Below are 14,144 nucleotides of genomic sequence, written 5' to 3' on the forward strand. Positions count from 1 at the left end.
AGCGATCACACCGGAGAAATGTGAATAAAGTAAGCCTTTTTTGGAGGGAATAAAGTGATGCTTTACAGTAGTGATTGAACAACTTTGAAAAGGCTCTCAATTTCACGTTCTGTTAGTGCTGCTGTGGGCTCGTCCATAACGATTAACTCCGCGTTCGTCGCTAATGCACGAGCTATCTCGACCATTTGCTGTTTACCTACAGACAATTCTCCCGCCGTAGCATCGGGCGGAATGTTTGTTACACCTAAAGCATATAAACTGGCTTCGGTTTGTTTTTTCATTTCTTTCGTATTTAGGATGCCGGTTTTTCCATAGGTTAGTTCTTTACCAAGAAACATATTCTCGGCAACCGTTAAATGCGGGATAATATTAAGCTCCTGGTGAATAACGGCAATTCCATCCTGTTCTGCTTGCTTTGGGTTGGAATAATCCACTTCTCTGCCTTTAATCTTGATAACTCCATTATCTCGCGCATGTATTCCTGTTAACACCTTAATTAGTGTTGATTTCCCTGCTCCATTCTCCCCCATTAAAGCATGAACTTCCCCTTTGGCAACCTTGAAATGTACATCCTTTAACACCTGATTGCCTGAAAAGGATTTGTCAATATAGTTCATTTCAACAAAAGGTGTTTCTTCCATTTTGCGCACCCCCTAATCATTAAAAAATCACTCCTGCATGCAAAATGACGTTAGCAAATGGTGTAGCTTCCCCCGTGCGAATGACAGCTTTTGCCTTAGGAATTTCTGCCTTCAGCTGTTCATGTGATACATAATTTATATGAACATCACGATAATAGCTTTTCAGTTCATCATGCAATACAATATTTTTGTCATAAATTTCTTTTGCAATTGTCATTTCTTCTACTTCCATGTCATCGGTAATTGCTTTGAAAACTGTTATAAAACTTGGTGTTCCTAAGGTTAACGACAAATCTATGCAATGCGTGTCATCCGGAATTGGCAGTCCGCAATCCGCTATAATGATTTTGTCTGTATGTCCAAGTTTCCCCAGTACGGATGTAATATCTCGATTTAATATGCCTGATTTTTTCACTAAGAAACCGTCCCTTCCAGAATAAATTGTTCCACCTCTTGCCCAGTTGGCATACCACCTTGTGCACCAACTTTTGTGACCGATAATGCAGCCGCAGCATTCGCGTATTGAATGGCCCTAGCCAGCTGTACTTTCCCACCAAGCTGTGATGCAAGTGCACCATTGAATGTGTCCCCGGCTCCGGTAGTGTCCTTCACTGCCACTTGATGACTCGGCAAATACCGACTTACACCTCTATCATAAAATTGAACACCTCGTTCACCCTGTGTCACAATTACTTTTTCCTGAATGGAAGCAAATCTTGGAGTATTTTTCATTGTTTGGACTTCAATCTCATTAGGTGTGAGAAAGGTTGAGCCAGTAAGTACCAGATCTGGCAGCTGCTGATATGGCGCGGGATTAACGATAACGGGAATACCATATTCATTGGCTATCGTTAACGTGGAGATCACTGTTTCCATTGGAATTTCTAATTGAAGCAGCACGATATCACTATTTTCTATTAATTTCTTATGTTTTTTAACATGTGCCGGGGTTACCAAACGATTAGCGCCGGAAGCAACAATAATTCGATTATCACCTTCCGAAACAATTATATTCGCGAGACCTGTTGAAACATCAGACAATGTCACTATTCCCTCTGCATTGATACCTTCTAATTGCAAATGATCTATGAGTGTTGACCCAAATGAATCATTGCCAACAGCACCGATCATGTTTACTGCTGACCCAAGGCGTGCTGCTGCAACAGCCTGATTTGCACCTTTCCCACCAGGATATGTTGCAAATTCTCCACCCATTACGGTTTCACCCTTCATCGGCATTGTATCTGCAGCAATGGTTAAATCCATATTAATGCTTCCCACAACACAGACAGTTGAGTTAACGATCAATTGATTCTCCCCTTTTTCTTGTTGATTGACGTTCAATAAGCTGAACAGTAAATTCCTCTCTTTTTGATTGATACTTGCTATCATTTATTTGCTCAAGAAGCATCTCTGCAGCCCGTGCACCAATTTCGTAGATGGGCTGTGCCATAGTTGTAAGCGATGGTGTTGTCGTTTCCCCGAGCATAATTCCATCAAAAGCGATAACAGATAATTCGTCCGGAACGCGAATTCCTAGTTCTTTAGCACCCTTTAATACCCCTACACCCATCAAATCATTTCCTACAAAAATACCGTCTATTTCGGGATGAACCGTTAGTAACTTTTTCATCGCTTGGGTCGCTGTTTGAAAATAATATTCGCCACTTACTATATAGCTTGATAAAAACCAATCCTCATCCTTTACCTCATCAAGGTAGCCTTTCATGCGTTCTGCTGTATTAATTACATGATCCGGTCCGCATATATGCGCAATTCTTTGACAGCCTATCGATTTTAGATACCGTACAGCTTCTCTTGCCCCTTCTCGATTATTGACAGTTACAGATGACATATTTGCCCCAATGATTCTATCAAGAGCAATAATAGGTATTTTAATTTTACTGATGAGTTCTTTTGTTATCGTACTGGACACTATTATAATGCCATCTACTGACTTCTGCTGCAATGCATTCAAATACGTTTGTTCCTTCTCGATTTCATCGTCCGTATTACACAAAATGAATGTATAACCATGATGGTTCGTGACGTCCTCCACTGCTCGAGCAAGCTCCGGGAAAAAGGGATTCATAATATCTGGAACAAACAAAGCTATCATTTTCGATTTCCCTTTAAACAGACTTCGTGCTACATCATTTGGCCGATAATCTAATTGTTTAATTGCGCTGTTGACCTTCTTTTTTGTCGATGGATTTACATAACCAGTACCGTTCATAACTCGTGAAACAGTAGCTGTTGATACACCGGCAAGTTTCGCAACATCTTTTATCGTTGTCATTATATAAAACCACTCTCATAAATTTATTGAAAATATTATGTAACCCGTTACATCTAAAGCTAAATAAAAAACACGTCATTTGAACCTGCTTTATGTAACCCGTTACATTAATAATAAAATGTATCTAAATTAGTGTCAATCTTTTTTATAAAATACACTAATCCTGTAAATACAAATCTTAGGGATGACCACAAACGAACAAAAACATGGATTAATTCCATGCTTTTTCCTTAGAATAATCTAATCTTACTGCTTCTCTTCACAGCCTTTGATTTTGGTGGAACATATCCCCGCTCATAAATTCTGCCCTTTGCAATCTTGCATTTTTGTAAAAACATTTCTACCGAGCCGACTTCATATTCCTCAATAGCCTTTAAAAAAACTTTTGCAGCTACCCTTGCATCCTCCAACGCATGGTGGTGTTCAAACATAATATGGTGATGGTCGGCAAGCGTATTTAATTTATGATTGTGTAAATCCGGCCATACCCGTTTGGAAATATTCGCTGTGCAGAGATATTCCAAATCTGGATATTGCAGATCAAATCGATCTAGCGTATGCCGAATTACACTCATATCAAAGCTTGCATTATGGGCAATTACTAGATTATGAGCAAGATAATTGTGTAAGGCTGGCCACAATTCCGGAAATGTTGGTGCATCTGCTACATCATTTTCCGTAATTCCATGAACGTATGTATTATATGGGCTGAATTCCATAAGTGGATTTATTAAGCTATAATATTCATCAACAATCCCGTTCTTATTGGCGACGACTACACCAATTGCACATGGACTGCTGCGTTTTTCATTTGCAGTTTCAAAATCAATGGAGACAAATTCCATAATAAAATCCCCTTCGCTCTAATCTCGATAAACAACCCTTGTTCCACATATAATATCGTGCAGGGCTTTCTTTTCTTCATTCCAGCCCGCCATCATAAACCCAATCATTAATGGAAGCGCAGAAAGAATATAGGCAAAAGCCCTTCCAAGTGATTTCAACAAACTTATTTGTGCCATCATATTTTTATCCAAAACCTGGATTTTACATACCATTTTCCCTGGACTGCCTCTAAACTTGCTTCCAGTAAATATAATAACAAAAATGACACCGTAAATTAAATTGGCAATATCTTCTGATGGTGAAGATTCAACTGAAGTATATTTTTCAAATAAACTTGCATCCTGTATAAGAAATGAAATAATAACTGCAAGTATAAAAGTAAACACGCCATCGACAAGATTGGCTAGAAATCGTATCCAAAAGCCCGCTGGTTTATAATGTTCCATTAATTGTAAGACTCCTTCATTTTGTAAATAGCTATTATTACAATAAATGCTAAGTAATATATTTTCAGTGTAAGTCACAAGAAATGAACTTGTAAATAATTTTGCATTACTGCACAAAAACGTACAGCAATGCAAAAACGTTGATATTATGACGTTTCTATGGAGGTTTCCTTTATAATTTTGTTGGGGTTTAATATGTTGTCAGGATCAAGCACCTGCTTAATCTTTTGCATTACCCCTAATGCTTCGCCGTGTTCTTTCTCTTGATATTCTTGTTTGCCAATTCCAACACCATGTTCACCAGTACAGGTTCCGCCTCTTTCCAAGGCATAATTTACGATTCGTGCGTTGACCTGTTTCGCCAAATTTACATCTGCCGGATTAGACGGATCGATCATGATTAAAGCGTGATAGTTACCATCACCAACATGGCCAACAACTCCACCCTCAAGTCCCGAGCTTTCAATGGCCAATCTTGCTTCTTTGACAGCACCTGCAAGCTCAGATATTGGCACGCAAACATCCGTCACCATCTGCTTTTTCCCCGGATGGCCGTGAATATAGGCATATGCTACATTATGACGTGCTTCCCAAAGACGATTTCTAGCGGCTGTATCTGTTTCAAATTTTATTTCTTTGCAATCTTTGTCAAGCACAATCTCTCTCGTAAATTCGACATCATGATTGAGCCCTGCCTCATTGCCATGGAATTCCAGGAATAATGTCGGACCTTCCTTGTATGTTGTTCCACTGTAAAGATTCATTTGCTTCATCGACTGTTCATCCACAAGCTCAACTCTTGCAACGGGAACACCTGCCTGCAAAATCCCAACAACTGCTTCAACTGCATCATCAACACTATCAAATGATGCCCTTGCAGCCATAGTATGTTCGGGAATTCCATAAACCTTTAGTGTTAACTCAGTAAAACAGCCCAGTGTCCCTTCAGATCCTACAAAAATACCATTCAAATGATAACCAGATGACGATTTTGCTGCTAGATTACCAGTATGAATAATTGTCCCGTCAGCTAGAACCACCTCCAAATCACGGACTTGATCACGCATTACTCCATACCTTACAGCTGTTGTTCCACTGGCATTCGTTGCTGCCATACCGCCGAGTGTCGCATCAGCACCAGGATCAACTGAAAAAAATAGTCCATATTTTTTCAGCTCTTTGTTTAATTGTGAGCGTGTAACACCAGGCTGAACTTTAACAAGGAAATCCTGTTCCCTAACTTCTAAAACTTTGTTCATAAGAGAAAAATCAATTGTAATTGTGTCCTGTTTATTTGGAATGACATTTCCTTCTAAACTGGAACCAAACCCAAAAGGTACAACAGGGGAATGATATTTATTTGCTATTTTCATAATCTCGCTTACTTCATCAGCAGTCTCTGGAAACACAACAATTGCTGGCAAATTAGGTGTATGATAAGATTCATCCTTACTATGCTGCCGGAGAACAGTTTCGTTAGCCGTTACACGGTCATTATTTAGCGCTTCTTGCAACTCTTCGTTAAGTCCCATTGTTACAACTCCTTTATTCTCGTTCCATCACTTTATTTTCTAGCTTCCCTATTTTTTCAATTTCTAATGTTACACGATCCCCACCTTTTAAATATTGTGGCGGATCCATCGCAAAACCTACTCCATTGGGTGTACCAGTTAAAATAATATCGCCTGGATTTAACGTAATTAGGCTTGAAATGAATTCTATTAAAAATGGTATATCAAAAATCAATTTGCTTGTATTGGAGTTCTGACGTTCCTCCCCATTTACATAAGAACGAATTGCTAGATTGTTAGGGGATCCGATTTCATCCGCTGTTACAATCCATGGACCAATCGGTGTACTGCGATCTAATGATTTTCCCTGCAGCCATTGCGGTGTTCGTTTTTGCAGATCACGGGCAGAAATATCGTTGCCGATCGTATAACCTGCAACATATTCAAGTGCATCTTCTTTGGAAACATGAGAAGCTTCCTTTCCAATTACTACTGCCAGCTCTGCCTCGTAATCCAGCTTTTTTGTTGATGCAGATTTTTCAATATCATCCTCCGGCCCAATAAGTGCGTTGTTGAATTTGGCAAATAGAACAGGAAATTCAGGGATGTCGCTTCGCATCTCTGCAGCGTGCTCGGCATAATTTTTCCCAACACAAATAATCTTAGAAGGTGCCGGATTAGGGATTGCTAGACTTACCTCCTCAAAGTACAGCATTACACCGGAATCACCATTTTTCGTTATATAATCACATGCCTCCCTGGCCCGCTCTACTGCTGCTGCTCCCATGGAAAAAAAGGCATGTGGTTCAGATGGAAGAAGTTGATCAATTAAATGAACGGCGTCTTTATTATTTTTTGAGCTAAGGAATGCCAGGTAGCTTTCCTGTAAATCAATCACATTACCATCCATTACACAGCCTACCCTATACGAACCAGGCTTTCCTTTCAACTTGTAGCTAACTATTTTCATGCTTAATCCACCTCATTTATTAGGTCATATTATTATTTATCGTACCACAAAATTTCAATCTATCCCCAATATTCAGTCTAAAAATATTCTAAATTTTCTCTTGACATTTAATTCTCATATATGTATTGTGTTTAATAACATTTACATTTTAATATGTATTTTTCTTATCCAGAGAGGTGGAGGGACTGGCCCTTTGAAGCCTCAGCAACAGGTTATTTTAATACTGTGCTAATTCCAGAAGCGTAAAGCTTGAAGATAAGAAGAGAAATTAGCACGTTGTCTAAACCTCTTCTTGTTTTCAGGAAGGGGTTTTTATTATCCCCCAAATTATGAATGAAAAGGAGGAAAACACAAAACTCTACCGATTAGGCTTAACCACATTATTTAGTTACCTAAAATTTGATAAGAAAGAGGGAATTTACATGTCAATTACATTAACAAAAGCACCATTTAAAGCAGATCACGTTGGGAGTTTATTACGTCCGGATAACTTACACCAAGCAAGAAAAAAATTCAAGGAAGGTACCATTACTGCTGAACAATTACGTAAAGTCGAGACACAGGAAATTAAGCGTATTGTCGATAAACAAATCGAAGTTGGACTATCAGCTGTGACGGATGGTGAATTCAGGCGCAGATTTTGGCATACAGATTTCTTGGAGCATTTGAATGGAGTAGAAGGGTACGTACCGGATGTCGGCTATATTTTTAACGGAAATGAGGAAACAGAAAGATATAACATACGCAATACAGGGAAAATTTCTTTTAATCCCAACCATCCATTTATAAAAGATTTTAAAGAATTTAATAAAATAGTTGATGGCCGGGCGGTTGCTAAACAGACCATTCCAAGTCCTAACCAATTGTTCAATGTCGCTATCCGTGATGAGAATATTTATCCCGATATTGATGAATATGCAACTGATGTAATCAATACCTACCGTGATGCAATACAGGCATTTTATAATGCTGGTGTACGATATTTACAATTCGATGATGTTTATATAGCGGGACTGTCCTCACCAAATATTCCATTTAACGATGGGCAATATTCCAGAGAGAAATTAATTAATTTGGCATTACATGTGGTTAATAGTGTTTTAGCAGATAAACCAGAAGATTTAGTCGTAACAACCCATCTTTGCCGTGGAAACTATAGATCCAATTGGGCATTTGAAGGAAGCTATGCACTAATTGCACCAACATTGTTCGCTAAGGAAAAAGTTGATGGCTTCTTTCTGGAATATGATGATGAACGTTCCGGAGATTTTAAACCATTAGATTATATTCCGAATGGTGGTGCACAAGTAGTTTTAGGTGTTATAACTTCTAAAAGCGGGGAACTCGAAGACAAAGAAATTATTAAAGCTCGCATTAAAGAAGCATCGCAATATGTTCCGCTTGATCAATTATGTTTAAGTACACAATGCGGATTTGCCTCCACCCATCATGGCAATAAACTTACTGAGGAACAGCAGTGGGAAAAACTAAAATTTATTGTTGAGATTTCAAAAGAAATTTGGGAGTAGGGCACCCGTTAAAACACTTCCATGCATAGCAGGAGAAAATGATGGGTATTGACACTTTGATGTACAGATTGCACAGGCAATCGCCTATCTAGAAGTCATATCATATTGGGGCCTTCTTGCGATAGAGGGTCCTAATTTAAAAGGAATGAATCACATGAAAAATAATGACTTTGAAACTCGATTAGTACAATTAGGTAATAAGAGTGATCAGACTACAGGTGCCGTGAATCCTCCTATTTATTTTTCAACCGCCTACCAGCATTCAGGGCTTGGCAATTCGACTGGATATGATTATACACGAACCAAGAATCCAACTAGAACCGTATTAGAAGAGGGAATTGCAAACCTGGAAAATGGCGATTTTGGGTACGCCTGCAGCTCTGGAATGGCTGCTATACAACTGACCCTTTCCCTTTTCAGGTCCGGAGATGAACTAATTGTACCAGAGGATATTTACGGCGGGACATACCGGCTGCTGGAACATTATTCATATGTATATAATATACAAACATACTATTCGGAATTTACGAGTGCCGAAGAAACAGAGAAATTGATTACAAATAAAACAAAGGCATTATTTATTGAAACACCAACCAATCCCTTAATGCAAGAAATCGATATTGAAGAATTTGCTGCACTTGCTGCCAAATACGACCTGTTGCTCATTGTTGATAACACATTCTTAACACCTTATCTTCAGCGTCCGCTGGAACTCGGGGCGGATATTGTTATTCATAGTGCTACTAAATATATTGGTGGACATAATGATGTTCTAGCAGGCCTAGTCGTTGCCAAAGGAAAAATAATTTGTGAGAAATTGGCAATCATTCATAATGCCTCTGGCGCAGTATTATCCCCCCTCGATTCGTGGCTGTTAATCAGGGGATTGAAAACACTGGCATTACGAATGGACCGACATGAAAAAAATGCAAAGATACTTACCGAATATTTAGCTAATCAACCAATGGTGACCGACGTATTATATCCAGGGCAAGGCGGAATGCTTTCATTTCGTCTTGGAAAAAGTAAATGGATTGAACCATTTTTGAAAAAACTCCAATTGATAACATTTGCTGAAAGTCTTGGCGGTGTAGAAAGTTTCATTACATATCCCGCTACACAAACGCATGCTGACATTCCAAAAGAGGAACGCATACGCCGTGGGATATGCGATCGATTATTACGTTTTTCCGTAGGCATTGAATCGGCAGAAGACCTAATTTCGGATTTGCAGCAGGTCTTTTCAGCGTTGGAAAGGGAGGAAATTCGGATATGAGCATCTTAAAAGACGAACTGAAAACGGTTTGTCCTTCATATCATTGGAGCACCTGAAAATAGCAGGAAATTCCCTGCTATTTTCATTAAGAATTTCTTATTTCCTACAGAAACCCGTCACCCATAATGGAACGTCTGGTTAGGATGGATTCAGTATTCTTTGCAAAAATTGCTGTGTACGTTTTTCTTTCGGATCTTTAAGCACTTCTTCCGGTGGCCCCTGTTCAACAATGTACCCATTATCCATAAAAAGTACCTTATCTGACACTTGTTCAGCAAACTGAACTTCGTGGGTAACAATAACCATCGTCCAGTTTTCCCTAGCAAGGTCTTTAATTACCGTCAAGACTTCCCCAATCAGCTCAGGATCCAGAGCAGATGTAGGTTCATCAAACAGCATTAACTCTGGCTCTATTGCAAGTGCCCTGGCAATTCCAACCCGCTGCTGCTGTCCGCCAGATAGCTGATGCGGATAAAGATTTATTTTATCCTTCAGTCCAACTTTTTCTAAAAGACTCTCCGCTAATTCCCGTACCTCGGTCTTGTTTCGTTTCTGAACAATGATTGGTCCCTCAGTCACATTTTCTAAAGCCGTTTTATGCGGGAAAAGATTGTAAGATTGAAAAACCATTCCCGATTTACGTCTTAGTCTTAAGGCATCTTGTTTACTGATTTTCTTATCAAAATTTAGAGTAAGTCCATCTTCAAATGAAAACACCCCATTGTCTGGCAGTTCTAGTGCATTTAAACAACGCAGGAGTGTCGTTTTCCCTGATCCAGAAGGTCCCATTATTGATAGAACCTTGCCTTTTTCAATTTCCAAATCAATATCTTTCAATACTTCTAAATCACCGAAAGCTTTAGCTAAACCGTTAATTGTTAAAAACACCAGTTTCCCCCCTTTTTATGTTGCTGTATAACGCTCAAGTCGTTTTTCAATAGCCTGTTGCACAATCGATAATAGAAAACAGATAATCCAGTAAAGAATGGCTGCCTCTATATAGATCAGCATAAAATCATATGTCACCGCAGCAATCTCTTGCGCTCTTCTAAATAATTCCGTAACAAGTATTAAGGAAGCAAGCGATGTATCCTTGACTAAGCTAATAAATGTGTTTGACAATGGAGGAATCGATACCCTGGTAGCCTGTGGCAGAATAATTCGCTTTAATGCTGTGTTTTGCGTCATACCAATTGTGTAGGCTGCTTCCCACTGCCCTTTTGAAATCGATAAAATGGAGGCGCGAATTATTTCCGATGCATAAGCCCCTACATTAAGGCTAAACGCAATGATAGCACTTGGAAATGGATCAATAGTAATGTTCATGCTAGGTAAGCCATAAAATACGATAAACAATTGGACAAGCAAAGGTGTTCCTCGAATTGCTGAAACGTAAACAACAGCCGGGGTTCGCACGATTGCCGATTTCGAAAGACGCATAATTGCTGTAATTAAAGCCAATATCAAACCTGCTGCAAATGATATAAGTGTCAATGGGATTGTATATTTAATTCCACCTGTAATCATGGGAAGGAGGGAGTTTTTGAAAAGCTCCCACCCTCCTTGGTCAGCAGTTATTGTAAATAACATATCATTTAGATGAAACATCTTCACCAAACCAATCTTTCGCAATTTTAGCTAGCGTACCATCTTCTCTCATTGATTCTAATTGTTCATTAATTGCATCAACTAACTTGTCATTCCCTTTATTGAATGTAAATGCTGTTTCAGAAGCATTGCTTTCTTCTGCTGCTATTTTTATACTATCATCACCTTCTTGATTCAAATAATCAAGAACCGCAAGCTTATCATTCACGGTTACATCTGCCCGCCCCTGCTTCAACAACTCAATCGACTGCGCGAGCCCTTCTACACCTACAAGCTCAGCACCGTTCTCTTTTGCAATAGCACCAAAGTTACTCGTCAATGATTGAGCTGATTTCTTTCCTTCTAAATCTTCAAAAGAATTGATGTCATTCGTATCCTTTGGTACAACGACAACTGCCACTGAATACGTATATGGATTTGAAAAATCATAGTTTTCCAAGCGATCTTCGTTAATTCCAACCTGATTTGCGATCAAATCAAAACGTTCGGAATTCAAACCAGCAAACATAGAGTCCCACTGCGTTTCCATGAACTCAACCTTTACTCCCATACGATCAGCAATTTCCTTGATAACTTCAACATCATATCCTGTTAAATCACCTTCATCATTATGAAAGGTAAATGGAGCATATGTCCCTTCAGTTCCGACAGTAAGAACACCTTTTTCCATAACCTCATCATACAGTCCGGAAGATCCATCCTCGCCAGCATTACTGTTTTCACTATCGTCACTTGAACCACATGCAGTTAATAAGGCAATAAGTCCAATCATAAAAACCCATAAAGTAAATTTCTTCATTTCTATTAAACCCCCAGTAATTTTATCGGAATAATTGATTATAACCCATCATATAAAATAAGTAAAAGATTTGCTACTCAAACTTAGAATTCCATAAAATGATTGAATTCATTCTTTTTAGTAAAGTAAAAGAGCCTAGGAATCCCCCAAGCTCTATATCACATTTTATTTATTTTCAGCAATGTCTGTTGAAATTTGCCACGTTACACCAAACTTGTCTGTTACCTGACCATAGGATGGACTCCAGAATGTTTCCTGAAGTGGCATTTCGACTGTTCCACCTACCTGCAGTTTTTCGAATATATCTTTTGACGATTCCACATCACTTACCGTTATTGCTACATTAACTTGTGAACCAGTTATGTGCGTTTGACCTGGAAACGTATCTGAAAGCATCAGGTCTGTATCCCCTATTTTTAAATGTGCATTTAATACACGGTCTTTCGCTTCTTCCGGAATAGGTGATGCTGGATTTGCAGGCATGTCACCAAATGTTTGAACGTTTAATACTTTTGCATTTACAGCGTCTTCATAAAATTTTATTGCTTCCTGCCCATTTCCATTCGTCACAAAGTATGGATGGAATTTTATTATCATGTTCATACACCTCTTTTTTTTAATTTTTCTATATATAAATTCGACTTCAATACTTAAATTCCTTTTTTGAACTTAAATTGGGGACAATTCATTGATGAATTGTCCCCATTACCTGCATTTTCCTTATTCTTTTACAAATTCTTTAGTACTTCTTACTGTATCTATCGGGCGGACCATGTTCTCAATCTGTTCTCGTTTTGGTTCAAGGAATGGAGGTAATGATAAATTTTCTCCAAGTGTTTCATAAGGCTCATCTCCCATGAAACCTGGACCATCTGTTGCAAACTCAAACAATATTTGTGGTGCAACTCTTGTGTATAATGATCCGAAAAAGAATCTATCCACGAATCCTGACGTTTGGAATCCGAAGTTCTTCATCCGCTTATCCCATTCATCTAAAACAGAACGATCGTCCACACGAAATGCGGCGTGATGAACTGTACCGTACCCTTGCACCGCTGGAGGGAGAACGGTATTATACTCAACGATAACTTGTGCACCATTACCACCTTCACCCACTTCAAATAAATGATAAGAACCTTCTTTATCAATTTCGTTAAACAATAACACTTTTTCCATCATTTCTTTAAAATAATCAAAGTTAGCAACACGAACAAAAATCGGTCCAAGACCCGTAATAGCATATTCTAATGGAATCGGTCCTTTTTTCCATGGTGAACCTGCCGCTACCCCTTCATTGTTTTCATCAGAAATCAATTGATAATTTTGGTCATCAAAATCAACAAAAGAAAGTGTATGTTTGCCAAATTGCTGCTTGATACCTGTATGTTTTACATCCAGACGTTCAAAACGTTTTGCCCAATAATCTAATGCAGCGTCACTTGGTACACGAAAAGATGTTTTAGCAATCTCATTTGTTCCATGCACACCTTTTGGAATTCCTGGAAAATCAAAGAACGTCATATCTGTCCCTGCGTTTCCTTTATCATCAGCGAAAAATAAATGGTATGTTTGAATATCGTCTTGATTTACTGTTTTTTTGACTAATCGCATTCCCAATACATATGTGAAAAATTCATAATTCTTTTCTGCGCTGCTTGTAATGGCTGTTACGTGATGCATTCCTTTTAATCCGTTCATTATTAAACCTCCCGTTATGTTTCTGCAATAATTATTCTTAATTAAGGTATTTTGAATTCAAAATAAATATAACATAAATGGTTATAATAGTCAAAAATACAATATAAATTCTTATTTCTTGCCGTAACAGCTTTTCTATCGTAAAGTTTATTAGCTTTAATAAAGTCTTCTATCCAAACGGCTGTTTAATATTGTATAAAACCACATTTTTAATAGTCATTGAAAAATAAAAAGCGGCCGGAACAAAGGTAGCTTAGTCAAAAAAATCCGAACTATGAATTCTTGATTGGAATTTGTATTCGTTCGGATTTTTCTTTTTTAGGTATTCGTATTCCTTACTGCCAATTTTCCGTAGACTGCGACATAAGTATTACATTTTATGATGTTCTTCGATTCCGCAGCCCGTATACACTACGCTTTCCGTGGGCGGCTGATGAGCCTCCTCGTGCTGACGTGCACTGGCCCCCAATTGTTGGACACTCAACTGACAAATGGGGGTGCTTTGATGAACAAATTTACAT

General features: G+C 38.5%; 14 protein-coding genes, 1 pseudogene and 1 riboswitch. Of the genes and pseudogenes, 2 read left to right on the forward strand and 13 right to left on the reverse strand.

Annotation, left to right across the window (positions count from 1 at the left end):
* Nucleotides 1-68: 68 nt before the first annotated feature.
* The 8 genes and pseudogenes from IEV74_RS19260 to IEV74_RS19295 all read right to left on the reverse strand — a co-directional run.
* Nucleotides 69-641: pseudogene (locus IEV74_RS19260) on the reverse strand (ATP-binding cassette domain-containing protein); the annotation flags it as partial.
* A 19-nt stretch (nt 642-660) separates the two neighbouring features.
* A complete protein-coding gene (rbsD, locus tag IEV74_RS19265; RefSeq protein WP_188456974.1) occupies nt 661-1,056 on the reverse strand; it encodes a D-ribose pyranase in 396 nt (131 codons plus the stop codon).
* Nucleotides 1,056-1,946 carry a ribokinase gene (gene rbsK, locus IEV74_RS19270; RefSeq protein WP_229683266.1) on the reverse strand — a complete coding sequence of 297 codons (891 nt, stop codon included), beginning with the start codon at nt 1,944-1,946 and terminating at the stop codon, nt 1,056-1,058. Before rbsK ends, rbsD begins: the two co-directional genes overlap by 1 nt.
* Nucleotides 1,939-2,940, reverse strand: coding sequence for a LacI family DNA-binding transcriptional regulator (locus tag IEV74_RS19275; protein ID WP_188456976.1), 1,002 nt, complete (start codon nt 2,938-2,940; stop codon nt 1,939-1,941). The genes rbsK and IEV74_RS19275 overlap by 8 nt, the downstream gene beginning before the upstream one ends.
* A gap of 230 nt (nt 2,941-3,170) precedes the next feature.
* Nucleotides 3,171-3,785 (reverse strand): 3'-5' exonuclease, encoded by a 615-nt coding sequence (locus IEV74_RS19280; protein ID WP_188456977.1) that lies wholly within the window; start codon nt 3,783-3,785, stop codon nt 3,171-3,173.
* Between the two features lie 18 nt (nt 3,786-3,803).
* Nucleotides 3,804-4,232, reverse strand: coding sequence for an RDD family protein (locus IEV74_RS19285; RefSeq protein WP_188456978.1), 429 nt, complete (start codon nt 4,230-4,232; stop codon nt 3,804-3,806).
* Between the two features lie 146 nt (nt 4,233-4,378).
* Nucleotides 4,379-5,764, reverse strand: a complete 1,386-nt coding sequence (locus tag IEV74_RS19290) for an FAD-binding oxidoreductase (protein WP_188456979.1) — start codon at nt 5,762-5,764, stop codon at nt 4,379-4,381.
* A gap of 13 nt (nt 5,765-5,777) precedes the next feature.
* Nucleotides 5,778-6,713, reverse strand: a complete 936-nt coding sequence (locus IEV74_RS19295) for a fumarylacetoacetate hydrolase family protein (RefSeq protein ID WP_188456980.1) — start codon at nt 6,711-6,713, stop codon at nt 5,778-5,780.
* Between the two features lie 161 nt (nt 6,714-6,874).
* Nucleotides 6,875-6,975: riboswitch (SAM riboswitch) on the forward strand.
* A gap of 160 nt (nt 6,976-7,135) precedes the next feature.
* Between IEV74_RS19295 and IEV74_RS19300 the strand changes: the two genes are divergently transcribed.
* Entirely contained in the window at nt 7,136-8,242 is a 1,107-nt protein-coding gene (locus tag IEV74_RS19300; RefSeq protein ID WP_188456981.1) for a 5-methyltetrahydropteroyltriglutamate--homocysteine S-methyltransferase, read from the forward strand.
* 154 nt (nt 8,243-8,396) lie between these two features.
* Nucleotides 8,397-9,518: a methionine biosynthesis PLP-dependent protein gene (locus IEV74_RS19305; protein ID WP_188456987.1), complete on the forward strand. Its 1,122-nt coding sequence runs from the start codon at nt 8,397-8,399 to the stop codon at nt 9,516-9,518.
* Between the two features lie 138 nt (nt 9,519-9,656).
* Here IEV74_RS19305 and IEV74_RS19310 read toward each other — a convergent pair whose 3' ends face one another.
* From IEV74_RS19310 to IEV74_RS19330, 5 genes are all read right to left on the reverse strand, one after another.
* A complete protein-coding gene (locus tag IEV74_RS19310; RefSeq protein ID WP_188456982.1) occupies nt 9,657-10,406 on the reverse strand; it encodes an amino acid ABC transporter ATP-binding protein in 750 nt (249 codons plus the stop codon).
* A 15-nt stretch (nt 10,407-10,421) separates the two neighbouring features.
* On the reverse strand, nt 10,422-11,108 hold the full coding sequence (locus IEV74_RS19315; protein WP_229683265.1) for an amino acid ABC transporter permease: 687 nt from the start codon (nt 11,106-11,108) through the stop codon (nt 10,422-10,424).
* Between the two features lies 1 nt (nt 11,109).
* Nucleotides 11,110-11,925 carry an amino acid ABC transporter substrate-binding protein gene (locus IEV74_RS19320; RefSeq protein WP_188456984.1) on the reverse strand — a complete coding sequence of 272 codons (816 nt, stop codon included), beginning with the start codon at nt 11,923-11,925 and terminating at the stop codon, nt 11,110-11,112.
* Nucleotides 11,926-12,090: 165 nt separating this feature from the next.
* Nucleotides 12,091-12,522 carry a VOC family protein gene (locus IEV74_RS19325; RefSeq protein WP_188456985.1) on the reverse strand — a complete coding sequence of 144 codons (432 nt, stop codon included), beginning with the start codon at nt 12,520-12,522 and terminating at the stop codon, nt 12,091-12,093.
* Between the two features lie 123 nt (nt 12,523-12,645).
* On the reverse strand, nt 12,646-13,623 hold the full coding sequence (locus IEV74_RS19330) for a ring-cleaving dioxygenase (protein ID WP_188456986.1): 978 nt from the start codon (nt 13,621-13,623) through the stop codon (nt 12,646-12,648).
* Nucleotides 13,624-14,144: the final 521 nt, after the last annotated feature.

This window comes from Virgibacillus oceani, from assembly GCF_014638995.1.
Lineage (GTDB): Bacteria > Bacillota > Bacilli > Bacillales > Amphibacillaceae > Virgibacillus_E > Virgibacillus_E oceani.

Excerpts from the sequence above, each read along its gene's own strand:
- IEV74_RS19275 (WP_188456976.1), bottom strand. The coding sequence starts at position 2,940 with ATGACAACGATAAAAGATGTTGCGAAACTTGCCGGTGTATCAACAGCT.
- IEV74_RS19280 (WP_188456977.1), bottom strand. The coding sequence starts at position 3,785 with ATGGAATTTGTCTCCATTGATTTTGAAACTGCAAATGAAAAACGCAGC.
- IEV74_RS19285 (WP_188456978.1), bottom strand. The coding sequence starts at position 4,232 with ATGGAACATTATAAACCAGCGGGCTTTTGGATACGATTTCTAGCCAAT.
- IEV74_RS19290 (WP_188456979.1), bottom strand. The coding sequence starts at position 5,764 with ATGGGACTTAACGAAGAGTTGCAAGAAGCGCTAAATAATGACCGTGTA.
- IEV74_RS19295 (WP_188456980.1), bottom strand. The coding sequence starts at position 6,713 with ATGAAAATAGTTAGCTACAAGTTGAAAGGAAAGCCTGGTTCGTATAGG.
- IEV74_RS19300 (WP_188456981.1), top strand. The coding sequence starts at position 7,136 with ATGTCAATTACATTAACAAAAGCACCATTTAAAGCAGATCACGTTGGG.
- IEV74_RS19305 (WP_188456987.1), top strand. The coding sequence starts at position 8,397 with ATGAAAAATAATGACTTTGAAACTCGATTAGTACAATTAGGTAATAAG.
- IEV74_RS19315 (WP_229683265.1), bottom strand. The coding sequence starts at position 11,108 with ATGTTATTTACAATAACTGCTGACCAAGGAGGGTGGGAGCTTTTCAAA.
- IEV74_RS19320 (WP_188456984.1), bottom strand. The coding sequence starts at position 11,925 with ATGAAGAAATTTACTTTATGGGTTTTTATGATTGGACTTATTGCCTTA.
- IEV74_RS19325 (WP_188456985.1), bottom strand. The coding sequence starts at position 12,522 with ATGATAATAAAATTCCATCCATACTTTGTGACGAATGGAAATGGGCAG.
- IEV74_RS19330 (WP_188456986.1), bottom strand. The coding sequence starts at position 13,623 with ATGAACGGATTAAAAGGAATGCATCACGTAACAGCCATTACAAGCAGC.